Origin of the sequence: Paenibacillus foliorum, from assembly GCF_013141765.1 — a bacterium.
Classification (GTDB): domain Bacteria; phylum Bacillota; class Bacilli; order Paenibacillales; family NBRC-103111; genus Paenibacillus_S; species Paenibacillus_S foliorum.
Genome location: NZ_WHOD01000056.1, coordinates 1 through 20,703 on the forward strand (window position 1 = coordinate 1; position 20,703 = coordinate 20,703).

Here is a 20,703-nt window from a genome sequence, read left to right on the forward strand (position 1 = left end):
CGGTCCCCATCAGCGCGTAGACAAATTGATCTTTCGTCAAAGTAGCATCCCCATACTCCGTAATAAACTGAGTCACCGTATACGAGAGATGCGCAGGCTTAACCAGCCAGACGATTTTGGTGCCGTGTGCGGCAATCGTCATGTTGGTCGTACCTCCGGTCATCGTATCCTGGGGTACGATGCTCCACTTCTTCGCATTCGCATCGGTCCAAGGCTGCGCCAGTCCCGGCTGCGTGTAATAGTGGATTTGGTAATTCGTCAGATTGATCGGTTGGCTTGTAGTATTGTACAGCTCTACGAACTCATACGGATCGCCCGAAGCTTTCGAAGCCGCCATAATTTCCGTAATGAGCAGGGAAGGGGCGGTAACCGCCGCCTCTGCCTTCGGAGGAACTCCTACAAAGTTAAATAACGAAAATAACATGGAAAAAAGTGTAATGACAGTGATAAATCGGTTTCGTTTCATACTCAACGTTTCCACCTCTTTCAGCTAAGCTATTCGGTAGTTTTCCCAGTTGGGACTTGTTCAGGTAATACGTTGCCCGGAGTCGGTTTTTGATGAATCGAATCAGCCGCATTTCCGCGTCCCATCAATTTGGTGACCGGATCTAACCCATTTTCGGGATAGAAATAAATGACGCTTTCTTGTACTTCATCACTTTTTCTTACAAAATCGCAGCCAACCTCGCCTTCCTTAGCCACGTATTTACATTTACCTGTCCCTGCCCCAACGTTGTAGGCAGCTGTACTAACTCTATCCTTAACCTGATGCCCTCTTGGCGCAACAATAGATAGATAGCCCCTTATATCGTTAAACAGGCCTTCATTTTCTCCCAGCTTCACATAAACAAACCGATCGGAGCCTAACTCCGAGCCATACTCTTCATTAAAATCCTGTGTACTGAAAACTTCCCCGTATTGTTTCTTAAGCAGCCAGACAATCTTGGTGCTGCCCGGCTGGATCACCATATCGGTCTTACTTCCGCTAACCTTGTCCGAGGCCGTAATATTCCATCTTACAGGTTTGGAAGTCCATGGCTCGTCAGTCGTTATGTCATAGTTGTAATAAATTTTATAGCCTGTCAAATCAATCGGCTTATCGGAATTATTGTAAAGCTCTATATACTCGAAAATTTCAGCCTCTGTCTTCGGTGCAGCGACTACTTCCGTAATCAGCAAGCTATCCACGGCTTGATTGATTTCAGAATCATTTATCAGCTGTTGTGTCGGTAATATTACACCCGGAGTCGGTAGTTGATGATTCGAATCCAAATATCTGAATTCCATCATCCTGCTCACCGGATCCAACCCATCAGCTGGAAAGTAGTAGTTCACGCTCTCCGTCGATTTATTCGCCTTGCGGGTAAAATCACATACAGCTTCTTTTGCCTTCGCTACATATTTACATTTCCCGGTACCCGCCTCTTGGTTGTAGGCGATCATGCTGATCCTGTCCTTCACCTGGTCTCCGTCTGGCCCAACAATCGCCAGAAACCGTTGTTGGTCATTCGCTAAGCCTTGACCGCCACTCAATTTAATAAAAACAAATTGGTCGCTGTTCAGCGTACTATCATATTCCTTATTAAAATCTTGAAGTGTTCCGTCAAAATTATTTTTAATCAACCAAACGACCTTGGTGCCTTTCGGTTGAATCATCATGTCTGTCTTACCACCAGCAATGTTATCCATAGCGGTGATGTCCCATTTGACCACCTTGGAGGTCCAAGGCTGCTTGGATGACATATCCTCGTAGTAATAAATTTTGTATCCCGTCAAATCAACTTCGCTATCTGTCGGGTTATACAGCTCGATGTATTCATAATGCTCCCCATCTGTCTTCGGTGCAGGGACAACCTCCGTAATTAACAATTGAGCCGAGGCAGCCCCTCCCCCCCCAGTAGCTGCCACTGAATCGGGAACTGAGCCTTTGGTGCGTGCATTAGCAGGTTCCTTAGATACTTGAGCTAGCAGAACCACCCCCGGTGTTGGTATTTGATGAGTGGAGTCCGTTTCTCTGCGCTCCATCATCCTGCTTACCGACTCCAGCCCTCCTGCTGGGTAAAAATAATTCACGCTCTCCGTCGATGAGTTCGCTTTGCGGATAAAATCACAAGCGGCCTCGTTGGCCTTCGCTACATACTTGCATTTAGCATTACCCGCCTCCGGATTGTAGGTGACCATACTGATCCGGTCCTTCACCGGATCTCCGTCCGGCCCCGCGATAGCAATCAACCGCTGCTGGTCATTCGATAAGCTTTGACCGGAACCTAATTTAACGAAGACGAATTGGTCGCTGTTCAGCGAAGTTCCATACTCTTTATTAAAACCGTCCACGGTTCCTTTGAAATTACCCTTAATTAACCAAACGATTTTGGTGCTTTTCGGCCGGATCACCATGTCTGTCTTGCCTCCAGCAATAACATCAATTGGGATTATATCCCATTTCGTATAATTGGAAGTCCACGGTTCCTTGCTTGACGCATCCTCGTAGTAAAAAATTTTATGCCCCTGCAAATTTACTTCACTGCTTGTCGGATTGTAGAGCTCGATATATTCGTAATTCTCACCGTCTGTCTTTGGTGCAGGGACGACTTCCGTAATGAGTAAAACATCCGAGCTCCCATCATCACTTCGGGCAGGCAGAATAGAACCCGGCGTCGGCTTTTGATGAATGGAATATGGAATTCTACGCTCCATCATTTTAGTTTCAGGATCCAGTCCTTTAGCAGGAGCAAAGAACGTTACGCTCTCTGCTGACTGCCCCTCCTTACGAACAAAATCACACGGACGTTCACCCGGTCTAGGTGCATATTTGCACTTTCCAACTCCGGCATCCACATTATAAGCAGCCATGCTAATTCTATCCTTAACCTGATCCCCACCCGGTCCGACAATAGCGGCATACCGCTGCTCATCGTCAATGAGACCTTCATTTCCACCTAGCTGAACATATACAAACTGTTCATTTGGCAGCGTTGTGCCGTATTCTTCGTTAAATTGCTGTACGGTTCCCTTGAATCCTTTTTTAATGAGCCATACAATCTTTGTGCTTTGCGGCTGAATCCTCATGTTCGTCATGCCACCGCTTATTTCATCCATGGCAACTATGTCCCACTTCGTCACAGTTGAGGTCCATGGCTCCATACTTTTCATATCTTCATAGTAATAAATCTTATGGCCGGTCAAATCGACAACGCTATCCGTAGGATTGTAGAGCTCTACATATTCGAAAGCCTCCCCTTTAGATTTAGGAGCAGGGACGATTTCTGTAATTAATAAACGATCTGTTTTGGCTGCTTGTGTTGTTTGGGGTGTCGGCAAGAAAAGGTAACCAGAGAACAATAAGGCCAGCAGCATGAAAACGGCGACCGTATTTCTTATAGGGTGTTTCAATTTTCTCCCCCGCTTTCTATCATTCGATTCACTTGTCCTGAAGCTTATTTAGAGTTCAATTGTGAAGCAGATATAATTTTGTTAGCCTTTTCATCAGCCGTTCTAAGTGCCGAGTTAATATCCAAGTTATTGACAACTATATCCTTCATAGCGTCTCTAAGAATTGCGTATATATCAAGCTCGTACTTAGGGCTATAGGCAACAGGAGCAGGCTTCACCTTAAACATACCTGACAAGTTTTTACCTTCGTAGACCTTAGATTCGGAAGTAAATTCCTTACGCAAATTTGCGTCCTTCAAAATAGATAAGCGAGTGCCTTTATTCATTGCTTGTTGAGCCTCATCGCTGATTAAGGTTTGAACTACTTGATAAGCGGCATCCTTATGCTTACTGGTCGGAGGTACGACAAGCATATGAAAGTCAATCTCTCTGCCGACACCCGGCTTATCATCAAAAGAAGGATAACTAACAATATCCCATTGGAAGGTTTGTCCGACCTGCGGGATTCGACTTGTGTATGCGGAAATCCAATAAGGAATCATTGCCACTCTTTGTTCTTTAATAAAAGTGTTTATGCCATAGACATATTTTTTATCCGTAACCATACCCGGGATGTCATAAATCTGCTTCAGTAATGAAAACACTTTCTGATAACCTTCCGAATTAATCATTGATTTTTCTTGCTTTTCATCCGCGACTGGAAGGGAGTACGCGCGGGTTAATGCATTGGCATCACCTGGATCAAGCCCGATGTACTGAATGCCATCCTGCTTTTTAGTCAGCTTTTTGCTCAGCTCAATGACCTGATTCCAAGTCATCCCATCCGTAGGATAAGGAATACCAAATTTGTCAAAAATATCTTTGTTGTATACCATAACCCCATAATTCATAGTGTACGGCATACCCACCAATTCCCCGTTTTTGCCGAATTGCTTTATGGCTTTAATAGCCTCAGGCTCGAACCGGTTCAGATCAATGCGTTCCTTTTTCACAAAGTCGTTCATGTCCGTAGTTAATCCAAGATCGACCAAACCATTCAAATAGAAGTTGCTCGTCGGAATCAAATCCGGTATTTCTCCAGCAGCAATGAGCTGTTCAAGCGACTTTCCCGTTACTAATTCAAATTTGATATTAGGATATTTCTTTTGTACAGGACCAGAAAAAAGATCATCCACGTCCTTCTGCATAATTCCTGCGTTATGATTGAAAATTTTTAAGGTGACCGGTTCAGAGCTAACCTTCTCAACCGAGGCTGCAGGAGCTCCGCTTTGGGAGCATCCGGTAAGTGCAACTCCAAGTAATGTAACCGTACTGAGAAACAGGTTTAGTGTCTTTCTTGTTGATTTTCTCATATCACTGAAAACCTCTCTTTTCGCTATTATGTAATAATTATATAAGAAGTTAATCTGCATAATAATGCGTATATTATTGAAAACACTACTCAATTTTCCGATTTTAGTATTTTTCTTGTTAATGCTATATGGCAATTCCAAATATGCAGAAATCCTGTAGGCTTAATGAAAATCAGTCATTTTTTTACGAAAATCGTTCGGAGAGCACTGATTAAATTTCCGAAACATTTTATAAAAATGTCCGGTATTTTCCATTCCTATTTTTTCCCCTATCTGTTCGACACTGATATCCTCTGTAAGTAAAATACGCTCCGCCAGCTTAATTCGGTGATAATTCACGTAGTCTACAAATGTCATGCCGATTACTTTCTTAAAGTAAGTGGCGAAATAGGAATAACTGATATTCGCGATGCTGCTCGCTTCCGTAACTGTAATTTTTTCAGTAAAATGATTTTCAATATAGTCCATAACTGACTTTAATCGATCTAGGCCTACATGATTATTTGAAGATAAAACCTGCTGCCGATCTGAACGAAGCAAAGCAAGCAGCATTCTCCGAATGTGCAAGCTGATGGCCATATCATAGCCATAATTTTTATCTATTGCTTCCCGATAAATATCTACTATGCACTGCGACACGGTCCGCTTCGCTTCCGGATTCTCATAAAATATATAGTTAAGCTCATTCAGCGCTACATTGATCCCAGAAAACAAGTTCATATAAGTCAAGGTCGACGGATCAAAATATTGAAGAGGGTCAAAGTGAAAAACAATATATTCGGACGTGTAGGAATAGTCGCGATGCAACTGATTGGCGCCTATAAGAACAACATCATCATTGTGTAGCGTATACTTTTGCCGGTCTACCAGCACATCCATCTTCCCGTTAACAATATAAAGAAGCTCGATTTGTTTATGATAATGCCAGTCGTTCCAGCTCACTTCTCTTTTCTTCAAATATATTTTCATAGGAACAAGGGGATTTTCATATATAATTTTCTCATTAAAAGGCTGCATGCTTCAATCTCCTCCTGTCAGATTGGTACTATAAGGCGAACGCTCCATTCGATATTCTTCATACCTCCAAGTAAGCGGATCCAAAGATTTATAAACATTCGGAATGATGATACGGAACAAGGAGCCGCGGTTCAGCTCACTTTCGATTTCTATTTTGCCATTATGAGCCTCCACTAAAGCTTTAACAATGCTGAGACCCAGCCCAACACCCCCACTGAAACGAGAACGCGACTTGTCCACTCGGAACAACCGATTGAATATATAGGGCAAATCCGTAGAGCCAATACCAATACCGGTATCAAGGCAGTATACAACCGTATATTCTGCAGTCCAATCGACGCCTAGAATTACCTTGCCACCCGCATCTGTATACTTGATTGCATTCGAGACAATGTTGGAAATCACTTGGATCATTTTATCCCTGTCAACCTCCGCATAGCACGGCGTGTGAGTCTGCATAAATTCGAGCCTGACTCCCTTACTCTGCGCCATCTGCTGAAAATTGCGGTATACGTTTTGCGTCAGAGCCATCATATCCATTCGCTTTGCATTTACTGTGAACACAGCAGCTTCGGCCTCTGACAGCTTTTCCATATCAGTTATCAGCCTGGTCAGCCTTATGAGTTCATCGTATACCTGCTGCAGCCATTCCAGATTGATTTCATAGATGCCGTCAATCATTGCCTCAAGCTGAGAAAGCATAGACGTTAGTGGTGTACGCAGCTCATGAGTCAAATCCTCCATCAAATGCTTGCGCCAATCCTCCTGCTTCTTCAGTTCCTTAGAAAGCTCGTTCAATGTAAGGGCAAGCCTGCGCACTTCTTCCGGCCCTCTGACGGCTGCTTGAACCTCCCAATTGCCAAGTCTAATTTTGGAAGCGGTTTCTTGCAACCGTTGCAAATGAGCCGACAGCAGCCTGGCTACAAAGAAACTGACTAGCACTGATACTGACAAGATGACAGCTATCAGTAAGGCAGAACGTGTTTGCATCATTTTTTGATAGGCGATGACGGTCGGATCGATTTCATTAAGCGACTTCAAATAAGCCACACTAAGTGTACCTTGCATTTCGCCTTTGGCGACAACAGGGTATTCCTGCACAACAGCCTCTTTCATATCCCCGATTCGTGAAAACATATCGAACCAGATCGACTTGGTATTCTCTCCGTATCTTACCAGCATCCCGTACAAATTCGCCCTGCGCGTCAGCCATGCCAACTGCTCCTCTGAATAAGGCCCGATGGACAATTCCTCATTGCGCATATCATCAATCAGCTTGTAGGCATTCACTTTCAGTTGATCCTGCTGATATCGCTCGAAAACATTTTCCCAATTAAAATGATAGCCGTAGGCAATAATTAAGATGATCAACAGAAAGCAGGTCTGCAAGGTTAAAAAAAGAATGACATTCATTTTACGCAGCATTCTTCCCATATCATTCAACTTCCTTATTGTCAGGCTCCGCCGCAAATTTATAGCCGGATCCAACCATCGTCAATATATATTTCGGTTCCCGCGTATCTTCCTCCAGCTTTTTGCGAAGATTTTTCACATGGGTATCGATCGAACGGCTGTCTCCCTGAAACCGGTACCCCATTACATGGTAGGACAAATCCCCACGGCTGAAAATTCTCCCCGGCTTGTCTATGAATACGCTCAGCATCTTAAACTCGGTTGTCGTCAGGCTCGTATGTACGCCGCGTACTAGCAGTGTGTTTTCCTGTAAATTAACAACCAGCTCACCCTTATTAAACGTCAATAAAGACGGCTTCTCTTTAGCCGTCGTGTAAGCATATATCCTTCTCCGTAAAGCATATATCCGGGCGATGACCTCTTTGGCACGGAAGGGCTTGGCAATATAATCATCCGCTCCCAAATACAGTCCGGCTATCGTATCGCTCTCACGCGATTTCGAAGTAATCATAATGATGGGTACAACAGATTTCTCACGCACCTGCTTGCATACTTCTTCACCGGACAAGCCTTCAATCATTAAATCCAATATAAGCAAATCATAATGTCCGCTGTCGAACATCTGTACAGCTTCCAGCCCGTTAGGAGTGTAATCGACGTCCCAACCTTCATTCTTCAAATATGCAGTCAGCACTTCCCGTATTTTGGGTTCGTCCTCAACTAGTAAAATTTTCATCCAAATCCCCTCCCCCAAAACAATATTACTTGGTTGCAGGTTATTGATCAATACAGAAACAAAAGCTTAATGGCGGTCCCTGTTTAAACAAGCCGGGCATCACAGCTTAATAACTAACCTATGCGCCCGGTTCGTTACAAAAGTTACTTGTACCGCTATTCTACAATTCCCGTCCGCTCAACGCCTTCAACGAACCAGCGCTGCGTAAATGTATATACGATAAGAACCGGCATAATGATAAGGAAGGAAGCGGCCATTTTGATTGGTTCGGCAAAGATGCTGGGGCCCGATTGCTCAGCTTCCGAGGAGAGTGAAACAGCCATCTGAGAAAGACTAATGGATAAGGGAACCTCCTTGGACGCGAACATGTACATCGAAGGGTAGTAGAAGTCATTCCAGCTCCAAACAAAGGAGAACAAAAACACTACAATAATAGCAGAGGTTGAAATGGGCAGCATGACCCGGAAAAATATACGAAACGGACCTGCTCCGTCAATTTTCGACGCCTCCTCCAGCTCTTTCGGAAGGGTCCCGAAAAACTGCCGGAAAATAATGACGAACAGCGTTCCCTTCAAGCCATGACCGAAAAAGGCAGGTATGATGAGCGGAAGGTAAGTATTGATCCAGCCTAATTGTTTAAACAGCAAAATCGATGGCAAAATCGTTGCCTGGGGAGGCATAACAAAGGTGAAAATTAAACAAACAAACAAAGTTTTTTTCAATGGAAATTCCAGCCGTGCGAACGCATACCCAGCAATCGCACAGGTAATGACCTGAAGCACCGCAATGGACAAGGACACCGTCATGCTGATGGTGAACGCTTGCGAATATTTCAATAGACGTAATGCCTCCTGCAGATGACCTGTGTAAAAGGAACGTGGCACCCAAATAACCGAAGGGTCCAACAGGTTGGCGCTATCCTTAATCATCGTCGAAACCATATAAATAATCGGTTTAATGTAAATAAAAGCCACATCAATCAGTACCAAGTACATAAAAAGTCTAAAGATCAACCCTTTATTTATCTCTTTACCGAGAAAGAAGCGCTTCAGAATACCAAGTCCATGAAGCAGCGTTGCAGAATCCATGCGGACATTTCTCATATCTCTCCATATTGTTTTCAAGCCCTCAAACCTCCTTTCTTATTTACCCATGCTGTTTGCTTTGGTCACTCTGGAGAAAATATAGATAGTCAATCCCAGAAACAATAAGACGATCATTAAATAAATCCAGGCTAGAGCACTCGATAGCCCATAATTAGCCGTATTGACCTTGGCAATAATCGGATTGGACGGGAATGTAAATAAATCCACTACCGTATAGATCAGATTCAACAAAATAAATGGCGTTAAGCCTGGCAGCGTAATTTTCCAAAATGTCTCCCACGGGTCCGCCCCGTCGATTCGCGCCGCCTCATACACCGAGCCCGATATGGTCTGTCTTCCAGCAATAAAGATGAGTATTTGTACGCCCGAATACCAGAGAATCAGAACAAACGAGCTGATGACTTTAATGATTGGCGCCGCCCAGGCAGCCGGCAGATAAGCACTGATATAGCTGCCTACATCCAGCTCCTGTACGATGGACAGCGTCCCTTCTCCTTGAGTAATAAACTCCTGGATGATTTGACCGCTTGAAAAAATAACCGGAAGGAAAAAGATCACCCGAAAAAAGGAGCGCCCGATGAACTTTTGATTGAGCAAAATCGCAATCAAAAGTGAAAATAAGACTATCACGGGGATCATGATCAGCGCCTGCCGCAGGAAAGGCAGTAAATCATTGTATAGAAGACCACCGTCTGCCAACAAAATTTGCCGGTAATACTGGAACCCCACGGGTGAGTACTCCACTCCGCTTGCCGTTATTTTGACTTGGTTAAAGCTCATATACAACGAATAAAGCAGCGGGTAAGCAACAAAGCTTAGGAATCCGATGACCCATGGCGCTATGAACATCGAGCCTTCTAATTTACGGAGAGCAGCGGCGCTCCATCTTATTTTGCGGTTCATTGCCCTCCTCCTCCCTGTACCACCATGAAGTCAAGGGCTGGGACATTGATTTTATGTTCGATGTCTATGTAAGGCGTCTCATTATAATTCACGATAACCTTTTTGCCGCCCTCATACGTCGTTTCTTTTACTTTAGGAGCAATTGTTCTGTGACCGATTATAAATTTATTCTGTACGTCACCAAGCGCCTTGTTATACTTCTGATATTCCTCCACAGCAGTCGACTCCCAATCGTGAACGTTCATGCTGTAGTACCAAACCGAATAGGAGCCAATCATATCCTCGGATGGAGCCTGCGTAAGGATGAAGGCAGGACTTGAGCCGTTCTCAATACCCTTCAGCATCTCCGTTTTATACTGATTGCGCTGATTGGACCAGTTGGGGCTATAGGTAAGAAGCCCGTGAAGAACAATTTGCATGAAGGGAATTGACTCGTCTACAAACAAATCGTAAGAGTAATCATCCGATATTTGATGAATATGACTGATATTTTTTAAACCGTACATGTTAGCCTTGTCCACACTAGTTCCACCCAATGATTCCTTGACCAGCTTGAGCATATCCTGTTGTGATTGCATTGAGCCTGTGCGACTGGAAGCATTTTCAGTATTGAAATCACTGTTCAGATGACGTCCGATTCCGTCTTCGAAATAAATACCATCCGCACCTACATCTCGATACTGCTGCTGATCCTTAGCTACAGTTCGGGCGGCAAACTTCGTGCTCATCAACGAGATCATCTGCCTAGTAGCGAACATTTCAAACTCCATTAGCTTGCCGGCCAAATTGCGCAAGCCATCGTATCGAGGATTGAAGCCGTCACGACCATTATTGTTGTACGAGTAGCTTGCCGCCAAATAAACTGGCATGCGGAGGGAATGGGCAAACTGAATGAATTGCTTCATGCCTTCATTGCCGCCAAGCCTTTTATCAACCGGAAATAAGCCCCCCATAGAGCTATATCCGCCCGTTTGCCACCCCAAATATTGGATGGCCATATTTTCGATACCGAGACTGTACAACCTTTTAACCATTTCCATCGCTTGGGAGGTGGATGTTCCTACTAAATACTCATCCCACATAAAGCCTTTTTTCACATCCGCACCAACAATGTCTACGAACAACGGAATATTGCTGCCTGCTATTTTCAAACGCTGCAGACCTTGCTCCTTGATCAGATATTCGCGATATTTGGCTGCCATGCCGACATAGTCGCTCTGGTCCTTCTCCAATAGATAGTATCGCATGGTTCGTTCTGATGTGAAGCGCTCCTTACTGTAGGTGAAGAAGCCCGCGTTGCCTTTTTTGCTCGTGTTTTGGAAAAATTTAATACGGTACTGCCATTCGGAGGTTGTCCAATTCGATTGGCCGAACGCACCTGCAGGCGCTGCGAATAATTTGGAATACTCTTCACCCGCCGTCATCACAGCAAGGAAGGCCTTGCCACCTGATTTCATTCCGAAAACAGGCATCCTTACAGACTGACGTGCAGTTTTCTCTGAATAGAATGAAATATCATTACCATACACGTTCTCTCGATACACCGATTTGTCATTGATCTTATTAGGCTTGAACCGGATCAGAGCGCCAGACCCGTCAGGGATCATCAGGTAACCGTCTTGTCCCAAGGAGGGTTCAGCTCCGAACATCGGATACAGCTTTAAATTCAGCAAGCTAAGCTTGCCTTCCTCAATGCCGCCGTCAATAATCTTAGTTTCTACAAAATCGTCCTTAATGTTCACTTCTACCGGTATTTTAAATTTCGTACCTCCAAAGTTAAACGTTACTTTAAAGCCTGAAGAAGTGATTTGGAATCCTTCTATAGTCCCCTTATCCTCGATGAAGCTAATGAGCTTCGGCTGTGATTTGAAGTTTGCAGGGTCTATATATTCCAGCATGACCGGTGAACGGAGGTTGTTTCTCCAAGTGCCGGTGATCGTTTCAGCAGGCCATTGCTCCGGGTTAGGATAAGAGAGCCAGGTATCACCTGTACGCTTATCCTCTACTTGAAAATGACCCGAGCTGCTGTCAACGAGCAGCTTCAGCTTATCGCTTTGTGCAGCCAGCTTGAAGACCGCACCATCCGGCAGCTCCGCCTTCAGACGAGCCGCATTCACAGCCCCTGCGGGATTCGCAGTAGGCCCAGGGGCTGGTGCAACCGCCGCAGACGCCGCTGGTGCCTGAACCGCTGGTGCCTGCGACTGCAGCTCGGGCTTATCCAATGACGTTGCCTGAACGGGCGTGTTGGCGGCGTTGATTGTCCAAGCCGTCTGTGTGACGAATAGCAGCAGGCTCAATGAGGTGGCCAATAAAGCAGATAGAGTTAGTTTATAGCGTTTGCGTTTCATCGGATCGTCACCTCCTGGTAGACCGAATACAAGAAGTCCTTTAACTCTGAGCTTAAACTGAACATAATGAAAACAAGCACACCCAGCAGGGTCATTGTAATGATTGAAAGCAGTATATTCATCACAGTTTCACCAACGCTGTAATTTTGCATAGACTGCACCTGCCAGAACATCATCAATCCAATCCAGAGCACCATGGCTCCCTGAAGGAATAAATAAATCGAGTCCTCGCTTAAAGCCATCATATGAGACAGGACGGTCAGCGGTAATCCTATCAATACCAACGGGAATAAAGCATAAGAGCTTCCGTAAGCCACATCACGAAACCGGCCTTCTCCTCGATATATGGTGCTGATCAAATAGTTGGACACGATCCAGCAGACCCAAACTATCATAAATTGGAATAACACCGTCATCAGATCAACATCCAGAATGATATCCGGGTTAAACTTGAAATCTGTAAAACCGCGATATATGCAAAAGCTTACTAAAGCCAGTAGCAACATAATCGAGCTGCTCGCGAACCCTCCCTTGCCTTCATAACGAATGGCACTGAACCCGTCGATCGGATGCTTCAAAATGTAGAAAGCATGTTTAAGCTGCGCGATTAGCGATATTTGCGACTCACTTCGATTGACCCATTTTTCGCGAAATTTGCTTTTGCGGGTTACACGGTTAAAAATATAGAAAGCAAGCCCTAATACTAGGATCACGTTCATTAATGTACTGAAATGGCTTTGGAACCAGCGAAGACGCAGCTGCCAGAATGAATCTGAATACCCTTGGATTTGCCCTGCAGCATAATAAAGCCTCTCCGCCTTGTCATATTCCTCTTTCTTGTAAGCGGCTTTTGCTAAACCAAGCATGGCCGGAGTGTAATAGGCATTCAGTCTGGAAACTTCCTTCCAAGGCTTTTCACTCTCCTCGTATCGCCCTTCCTGGGTTAGTTGATTCGCTTTATGCACCAGCTTGCCAAACTCTGACAGCCCTAACACTTGAATGACACTATTCTCTTCATCCAGAATAAATAATTGCTTTTTAGAGTTTACAGCAATGGCAGAGGGGGTTTTGACTACACCCAATAGGGATGATGTCGCTTTCGAATCACCCGACCAGAAAAACAGCAAGTTACCATTGGCATCGTACTGGTTCACATATTTTTGAGCCGAATCGATGACTGTAATATTCCCGTCCTTATCGACTGCCACATCGTGCAGCTTCGGCACTATTTTGTCCTTGCCAGGAAAACGGACCTCACCGAAGCTTTTAATCTTCTCCTCTGTGTCGGAGCCTTCCTTTTTCATCGCGAGCAAGTCTTTTCCCGCAATATTCAGCTTCTTGATCTGGCCTTTATCCACTTCTTTGGTAACCGTATAAATAAATCCGTTCTTATCAATCGTTACACTGCTGACCGAACCCGGCAGCTTGCTGATCTCCCTAAGGTACATCTCCCGCGTATAGAGCATCCTTTTCATAGCGTCCATAACGGAGAACACTGTTTTATTCGCTCCGAAGAAACTTTGAAAGCTGCCCTCCGGATCCAGCTGCAGCAAGCCCTGATAACCGCCTAAAGTAGCAATGTATAAAAATCCCCGCTTATCTACAGTTACCTTAACCGGGTCATACTTGAAGGATTCCGGTATGAATTTAGAATCCGGCCGCTTGAACTCCTTGATTAGCTTTCCGCCAGAGTCCAACCGGACTATCCTTTTGTTGCCTGTATCCGCAACATAAATGTCGCCTTTTTTGTCGATAAAAACACCTTCTGGTTTTTTCAAAGGACTTTCATCAACCTGAATAATGCGCTGTACTTCACCCTTTTCATTCAGATGTACAATCCGGTTGTTACCGGTATCCGCAATATAAACATGATCCTTCTCATCTATGAAAAGGCCCTTCGGCTGCACCAAAGGCGAATACATCTGTTTGCTAGGATCCTTCGGATCTGTCGCATAAATCCCTCTCCCCATCACTTCTACTGGTATATAGGCCGCTTGAGTCCATGTGAGCCTTTTGTAGCTGTCCTTATAATTCGTATCGAACGGTACATAAGCCAAGGCGGTTGAAGGCAGCACGGCAGATGCCAGTAGCGTGATCATTAGGATAAGGAATAGCGGATGCCGCCATTTTTTAATAGAAACCATAATTCTCCTCCCTAAAAAGCCTTGTAACGGCAAAACTTGCTTCATCCATACACGGCTCCTTACTTAATCCCCGAATGTGCCATTGTAGTAATAACCTTACCTTGAAATACAAGAAAAACGATTAAATTAGGTACGAACATGACGACAGCCGCAGCTGCAGCCGCGCCTTGTCTGGCTACACTGTTTGAAAGATTATGCGTCAAGGTCGATAAGAAAAACGGGAAGTTCTTCATCTCATCATCCTGCATAAACAGCGTTGACGTTTCCGTATTCCCCCACGAATGCTGGAAGGTAAGAATGGCTATGGTTGCAACCGCAGGCAAACAAATCGGAATAACAATCCGCAAAAAGATGATTAGCTCTGAAGCCCCATCGATTCGTGCCGCCTCCAGCAGCTCGTTCGGCAGTTGATCAATAAACTGTTTAAGCAGGAACACCCCAATCGGCATCGCCAGCATTGGCAGAATATGACCGGCATATGTATTCATAATACCTAGATTGCTGACTATGAGATAACGTGGAATTTGTACAGTCTCCGGGGCAAACATCAGTGTAAAAATAATGGTGGAAAACACGATTTTTTGACCCCGAAATTTATGCTTGGAGATCGGGTACGCACACATAGCGCTGACGATTGTTACAAATATCACCGCGCCCCCTGAAATGACAAAGCTGTTAAATAAATAACGGCTAATCGGCACTGTGGAGGACGATGCTACCAGAAACAGCTCAGCAAAATTTTGAAACGAAATCTCCCTCACAAAAATGTTAGGGGGGTATATGAACAGCTCGTTATAAGGCTTCAAAGCATGATTAAATATATAGATTAACGGCAGTAGCATGAAAATTGAAACCAGCACTAGCAGAACGATAAGCAGCTTTTGAAAAGCATCCATCGAATTCAGCTTGGATCGTCGCTTCCATAGGTTTAATTTGTTCAGCCACGTTACTGTACCTTGCATGATTCATCCTCCCAAGAGCTTTTTGGAGAAAAGCTAACCTCGTAATTATTAACAGAGCTTTGCGTCTGCATTGGGGGGGGGAAATTACTTCTCATTTTCAGAGAATAATCCCCAGCAAAGCTTGTTCGATGCATACATCAAAATAAGCAAAAACACGGAAATTGCGGCTGCATAACCCATCTCAAAACGGACAAATCCGTAATCGTCGATATGGTTAATAATAAGATGCCCTGCATACTGCGGTGTCGGAGATTGGCCCGAAAGTTCAACGCCAATGGCTCCTGCCTTGAAGGTCGAAACGATGGCCATAACAGCACCAAACAGCATTTGTGGTTTCATCGAAGGAATGGTGATGTACCATATTTCCTGCAGCCTGCTCCTCATACCGTCAATCCGTCCCGCTTCATACAGCTCGGGATTTACGTTCAGAATGCCCGCCAGCATCGCTAAAAATCCGACTCCCATACTCGACCACATCGTAACGGCGATCATCGAATTCATCAAATACGCCTTGTCTGTTACCCACAAATTTGGCTCATCAATAAAGCCTATTTGCAATAATATGCTGTTCAGATATCCAATCCGGTCTCCTGACAGCAGAGGCAGCCAAATGATTGACATAGCCACACCCATGGTCAACGATGGTGTATACATCGCCAAGGCGAACCATTTGCGGAATTTACCCGGCAATTGTGTTATGAGCCAAGCTAGAGCAAACGCCGCAATATAGCCGCCTGGACCGACAATTACAGCAAATTTAAATGTATTGGGCAGCGCATATTTTAGAAACAGCAAATCCTGCGAGATCAGATTCTGAAAATTCGTCCAGCCTATAAATTGAGGCTTTTCAATCGCGTTAAAATAAGTAAAGCTCAATACAATCGCCGCGCAGACAGGAACTAAGATAAAGGCGATAAAACATAGCATAAACGGTGTTATAAACAGGTACGAAAATCGACTTGCCCAAATCTCCGACATAATTTGTTTGACTTTGTCTATCCAGTTCAGTCTGACTGGAACGGCCTTGTTCGATGTAAGGCGTACCCGATTACTTAACATATGGATTCACCCCATCCCATGGCTTGTCGACAATTGGAAGCTCCATCGACTTGAGCACTTTGCCCGAAGCATCGATAAAGCCAAACTCCTGCTGCTTTCGCCGAAGCTCCCGGTTTACTTCTAATATAGTCATCTCTAACGAACTCCGATAGTTCGTCCCGTCGACTACAGCACGGTTCCATGCATTATTGATTTCCCTGCCTACAAAGTAGCCGCCAGGTAGGTTAGGCATATCCTTATACCATTTCCATTGCTGCAAAATAACATTGACATCCTCACGCTTCCAGGGAAGCTTCGTGAAGGCCTCGATATTGGCTGTATTCCAACGAAACGATACTCCGTTGAAGGCTTCCAAATCAGCTCCATACCTCTCTTGAACATCTGCTGAAGTCCACCATTTCAGATACTGCCAGGCTTGCTCCTTACGTGTCGATGATTCAAATATGACCCCTGTTGACTGTCCGCCTCCAGCCCATCGTGCAATGGTTCCGTCTTTTTGCACGGTTCCGGGGATTTGTGCGATTCCCCAAGAGCCGTTAAGTTCTGGGGCAGCAGCAGATAATTGAATATACATGTTATAATCAGCAAAGCCTATTGGCATATCTCCTTTACGGAAATGCTGGTAGAAGCTTGGCACTTCTTTCTCCAACGCATAAATATTGTACAGATCCGTCCACTGCTTGAACGACTTAAAGCTTTCTGGGGTATCCAGCGCTGTTTTAATACCGTCCTTATCGAAAAATTCAGCATTATTCTGATAGAAGAATGCCATGAACTCTTTGGGCGGCATGTAAAAATTCATATAATTTTGCTGGAGAGTTGGCAGCATATCATACACTTCATCCCAGGTATCAGGTATTGCCAATCCGAGCCGGCTTAATATATCCTTGCGGTAATATAGCACCTGGAACGACTGTGTTTCAGGAACCGCGAAATAGCCCTTGTTATAGTAAAGTGGAAGCCATGAGCCTGGACTATAACGTCTGTACACATCCTGAAAATCAGAAAACTTGGAGAGATCGTACACGCTGTTCCGGATCGCATAATCGACCGGTAAATCTTGGGATAGTCCTAGCGCGATGTCCGGCTGATTGCCGGCTGCATTGGCCATTATCAGCATCTGGGTATTGGGCAGCAGATTGACTTTGACTTTAATACCCGTTTCCGGTGTAAACATTTCATCTGTCAGCTCCTGCAGCTGATTCACATAATCCCGGCCACGGTGAACCCACACGTTCAACACCTGGTCATCCAGCTCACTCAGCCGGTTTTTGGATTGAAAGGTATAGAAGAAATTAACGACTATGCCCTTCATTTTGGAGAACAGTGACGCTTTCATACTCGGAAAGCTTTTTTCTACAGGCGCCACATATATTTCATCGAGCAGAAGCGGCTGCTGTACGAATGTATCCATATAACCGCTTATTTTCTCTTGAATAGATGTAATCTGATCGCTATGGTATGGAATATCATCAACTTTGACGAGCATAGCCTCAATATCCTTGACTGTCGTATTTAAGCTTTCGCTAATGTTATCCTTGCGTCCGTTAACTTGAACGATTTGCTGCGAGAGGATTGTCATTTTCTCTGAAATCTGCTTCAAATTTACAGGTAGATCAGGCATATCCCGCTCAATTTTCCATGTACGGTTTTTGTCAACGGTGCCGCCAGTGAGCGACTTAAGATCTCGGTCGACCCTGCGTAATATATCCATAATCTCCTCTATGCCAAAAAGCACCGATTTAAAGGGAGCATGCGTTGATGACATGGATAAAGTGTGCGTTCCCTTCTCCATATAAAACTCATACGGATTTCCCTGTTCATCCTGTAAAGGGGCTCCCTCCCATTCGCTAGAATAAGGAAAACGATAGGACAACAGCTCTTTAAACGGCACCTTACCATCTACGACAATGCGCCGAAACGATGCTTTCTGTGAAATCGTGTTCTGCAGCGCCCTAAACGCAAGCTTATATTTGCCTGATTCGGGAATCTCAATGGTCCACGTAATTTCCTGATTTTGATTCCACCATTTCTTGCCTCCGATTGCGTTGAAGGTGTTTTTGCCCTTTGCAAGTGGTGCCATTCTTGGATCGGAATCAGATATTAGTTGTATGGCTGAATCATTCTTCCATTTGACATCTTCAGCCTGAATGGTCTTGACTTCAGCATGTGAAGACTTCGATGACGGATAAGTGGATATAACATCCTTGTAATCCGGAATCATTGCTTGAGGTACCAGCTTGATTGATTCAATAGCTGAAGGCTCAAAGCTTTGGATTCGAAGTGTATGGCTCCCCTTGCTGAAGTACCACTGAAGCGGCTGCTCATAAGCTCCGCTGGAATCTCTCAAGGATGTTACCGACCAGCTGGAAATATCTTCGGATTTGGGCCGAATGTCATTACCGTCTACATCTTGTTTAACCGGGAGAGCATCCTTCCATTGACGGTAAAGGGCAATAGAAGAAGCTTCCCTGAAGGAATGTGTACCATCCAGCTTGATATCCCAGCTGATGGGCCTTCGTATTCCACCACCCGTAAACGGACGATAAGCAACGTGTATTTCGTACAGCCCATCCTTGGGCATATCAATCTTATATTCAATCCAGCTCTCCTTCGGGCTGTTCCAGATCAATACATTGTCTTTCCCTTCATAGCTTCCCACTTGGGCTGCCGCTTCATCGGATTTTGCAGAGAGAGCGGCTCCTTTTAGCTCCACAGGAGCGTCCCCTGTCTTAACCCCTTTAGCTAGCCAAGCCTTCAGTGTATCTGAATAATAGGGCTCATACTCGTCGGCTTTTACCGCTCTTCCCTTTGAGACAGCATCCGTCTTTACCACATCCGCTGCCTGTACCGTCGTTTGAGGCAGCAGTGGAAGTAGAGCCGCGGATGCGAGGAGCGATCCGACCAGCTGCAAAGCGATAAAGCGTTCACGTATGATTTTGAATCGTTCCAGTTGCATAACAGTCATTCCTTTCTGATACGCCATGATTAGTCCATAATCCGTTCACCTGATTCATTTAAGAAGAACAGCGCCTTCGACATATCTACCGCTACCTGCAGCTTGTCATCCTCCTCATAACGAAATCGCGGATTACATCGGATCACAAGCGGGCGGTCTTGCCCGATATCCAAATGCAGGAAACGGTCTGCACCCATCAGCTCGCTTATCTTGTGCACACCGGTAATAATGGCGCCTGGAAAAGCCTCGAACATCATTTCATCCAAACTAACGTTTTCCGGACGCACACCGAGCGTTATTGTTTTATTCACCTGCTTATTGCTGCGAAGGGCGAACGACTTGCTCTCCGGTATGGCCAAAGCGAAGCGCTGCGTATGAAACTCCAGCTTATTAAACTCATTTTCAATAATTCGCCCTACTATGAAATTCATCGGTGGGGATCCGACAAAGCTGGCCACAAAGGTATTGCTAGGATTCGTATAAATCATTTCCGGGGTATCCACCTGTTGAATAATGCCGTCCTTCATAACGACAATACGGTCCCCCATCGTCATGGCTTCAATCTGATCATGGGTAACATAGATCATCGTGACACCCAGCTTTTTGTGGAGCTTGATGATTTCGGTCCGCATATGTACCCGCAATTTGGCATCAAGGTTGGAAAGCGGTTCATCCATCAAAAACACCTGTGGCGTTCTCACAATCGCACGGCCTAACGCGACCCGTTGCCGTTGGCCGCCGGATAGCTCTCTTGGCTTTCTGCTCAGGTACTGCTCAATCTCCAGCACACGAGCAGCACGCTTTACCGCAATATCAATTTCATGCTTGGGCAGCTTCCGCAGCCGCAAACCGAAGGCAATATTTTCATAAACACTCATGTTCGGATACAGTGCATAGTTTTGGAATACCATCGCAATGTCCCGATCCTTTGGCGGCAATTCGTTTACAAGCTTATCACCGATATAAATCTCACCCTCAGAAATATCCTCCAGACCCGCAATCATTCGCAATGTCGTCGATTTTCCACAACCGGAGGGTCCTACAAATACGAGAAATTCTTTATCTCTAATCTCCAAATGGAAATCCTTCACAACAGGATGCTTATCTTTACCGTACCGCTTAAAGAGATGATTGATCAAAATTCTCGCCATTCTTCCGCCCCCACGCATTTATTTTCGTATCATTGCTAACATTCTAATTCATTCGATGTGAAGATAGTGTGAATGTTACTTGGTGAATAATTACAAGTTAGCTGTTGCTAAGTTAAATAATTCTGCTCCACAGGAGGAATCTATTATGGCTAAACGATCG

Annotated in this window: 14 protein-coding genes; all 14 read right to left on the minus strand. The window is 44.9% G+C overall.

The window, feature by feature from the left end:
• A partial coding sequence (locus GC093_RS14835) for a lamin tail domain-containing protein (protein WP_171652672.1) occupies positions 1-466 on the minus strand: 466 nt, incomplete at its 3' end.
• Between the two features lie 29 nt (positions 467-495).
• On the minus strand, positions 496-3,393 hold the full coding sequence (locus GC093_RS14840) for a lamin tail domain-containing protein (RefSeq protein ID WP_171652673.1): 2,898 nt from the start codon (positions 3,391-3,393) through the stop codon (positions 496-498).
• Positions 3,394-3,437: 44 nt separating this feature from the next.
• Entirely contained in the window at positions 3,438-4,745 is a 1,308-nt protein-coding gene (locus GC093_RS14845; RefSeq protein WP_171652674.1) for an ABC transporter substrate-binding protein, read from the minus strand.
• Positions 4,746-4,907: 162 nt separating this feature from the next.
• A complete protein-coding gene (locus GC093_RS14850) occupies positions 4,908-5,762 on the minus strand; it encodes a helix-turn-helix domain-containing protein (protein WP_171652675.1) in 855 nt (284 codons plus the stop codon).
• Positions 5,763-5,765: 3 nt separating this feature from the next.
• Positions 5,766-7,196: a sensor histidine kinase gene (locus GC093_RS14855; RefSeq protein WP_171652676.1), complete on the minus strand. Its 1,431-nt coding sequence runs from the start codon at positions 7,194-7,196 to the stop codon at positions 5,766-5,768.
• Between the two features lies 1 nt (position 7,197).
• Positions 7,198-7,911: a response regulator transcription factor gene (locus tag GC093_RS14860; RefSeq protein ID WP_171652677.1), complete on the minus strand. Its 714-nt coding sequence runs from the start codon at positions 7,909-7,911 to the stop codon at positions 7,198-7,200.
• A gap of 155 nt (positions 7,912-8,066) precedes the next feature.
• Entirely contained in the window at positions 8,067-9,035 is a 969-nt protein-coding gene (locus GC093_RS14865) for a carbohydrate ABC transporter permease (protein WP_246314393.1), read from the minus strand.
• Between the two features lie 18 nt (positions 9,036-9,053).
• Positions 9,054-9,920 carry a carbohydrate ABC transporter permease gene (locus tag GC093_RS14870; protein ID WP_171652678.1) on the minus strand — a complete coding sequence of 289 codons (867 nt, stop codon included), beginning with the start codon at positions 9,918-9,920 and terminating at the stop codon, positions 9,054-9,056.
• On the minus strand, positions 9,917-12,268 hold the full coding sequence (locus tag GC093_RS14875; protein ID WP_171652679.1) for a DUF5696 domain-containing protein: 2,352 nt from the start codon (positions 12,266-12,268) through the stop codon (positions 9,917-9,919). The genes GC093_RS14870 and GC093_RS14875 overlap by 4 nt, the downstream gene beginning before the upstream one ends.
• Entirely contained in the window at positions 12,265-14,412 is a 2,148-nt protein-coding gene (locus GC093_RS14880; RefSeq protein ID WP_171652680.1) for an SMP-30/gluconolactonase/LRE family protein, read from the minus strand. The genes GC093_RS14875 and GC093_RS14880 overlap by 4 nt, the downstream gene beginning before the upstream one ends.
• A 59-nt stretch (positions 14,413-14,471) precedes the next feature.
• Complete coding sequence (locus GC093_RS14885) at positions 14,472-15,374, minus strand: carbohydrate ABC transporter permease (protein ID WP_171652681.1); 903 nt, start codon at positions 15,372-15,374, stop codon at positions 14,472-14,474.
• Between the two features lie 84 nt (positions 15,375-15,458).
• Positions 15,459-16,433 (minus strand): carbohydrate ABC transporter permease, encoded by a 975-nt coding sequence (locus tag GC093_RS14890; protein ID WP_171652682.1) that lies wholly within the window; start codon positions 16,431-16,433, stop codon positions 15,459-15,461.
• Entirely contained in the window at positions 16,423-19,392 is a 2,970-nt protein-coding gene (locus GC093_RS14895) for an extracellular solute-binding protein (protein WP_246314395.1), read from the minus strand. The genes GC093_RS14890 and GC093_RS14895 overlap by 11 nt, the downstream gene beginning before the upstream one ends.
• Before the next feature lie 29 nt (positions 19,393-19,421).
• Entirely contained in the window at positions 19,422-20,543 is a 1,122-nt protein-coding gene (locus tag GC093_RS14900) for an ABC transporter ATP-binding protein (protein WP_171652684.1), read from the minus strand.
• Positions 20,544-20,703: the final 160 nt, after the last annotated feature.

Coding starts and splice junctions, on each gene's coding strand:
- GC093_RS14860 (WP_171652677.1), bottom strand. CDS start 7,911: ATGAAAATTTTACTAGTTGAGGACGAACCCAAAATACGGGAAGTGCTG.
- GC093_RS14895 (WP_246314395.1), bottom strand. CDS start 19,392: ATGCAACTGGAACGATTCAAAATCATACGTGAACGCTTTATCGCTTTG.
- GC093_RS14870 (WP_171652678.1), bottom strand. CDS start 9,920: ATGAACCGCAAAATAAGATGGAGCGCCGCTGCTCTCCGTAAATTAGAA.
- GC093_RS14845 (WP_171652674.1), bottom strand. CDS start 4,745: ATGAGAAAATCAACAAGAAAGACACTAAACCTGTTTCTCAGTACGGTT.
- GC093_RS14900 (WP_171652684.1), bottom strand. CDS start 20,543: ATGGCGAGAATTTTGATCAATCATCTCTTTAAGCGGTACGGTAAAGAT.
- GC093_RS14855 (WP_171652676.1), bottom strand. CDS start 7,196: ATGGGAAGAATGCTGCGTAAAATGAATGTCATTCTTTTTTTAACCTTG.
- GC093_RS14880 (WP_171652680.1), bottom strand. CDS start 14,412: ATGGTTTCTATTAAAAAATGGCGGCATCCGCTATTCCTTATCCTAATG.
- GC093_RS14885 (WP_171652681.1), bottom strand. CDS start 15,374: ATGCAAGGTACAGTAACGTGGCTGAACAAATTAAACCTATGGAAGCGA.
- GC093_RS14850 (WP_171652675.1), bottom strand. CDS start 5,762: ATGCAGCCTTTTAATGAGAAAATTATATATGAAAATCCCCTTGTTCCT.
- GC093_RS14875 (WP_171652679.1), bottom strand. CDS start 12,268: ATGAAACGCAAACGCTATAAACTAACTCTATCTGCTTTATTGGCCACC.
- GC093_RS14890 (WP_171652682.1), bottom strand. CDS start 16,433: ATGTTAAGTAATCGGGTACGCCTTACATCGAACAAGGCCGTTCCAGTC.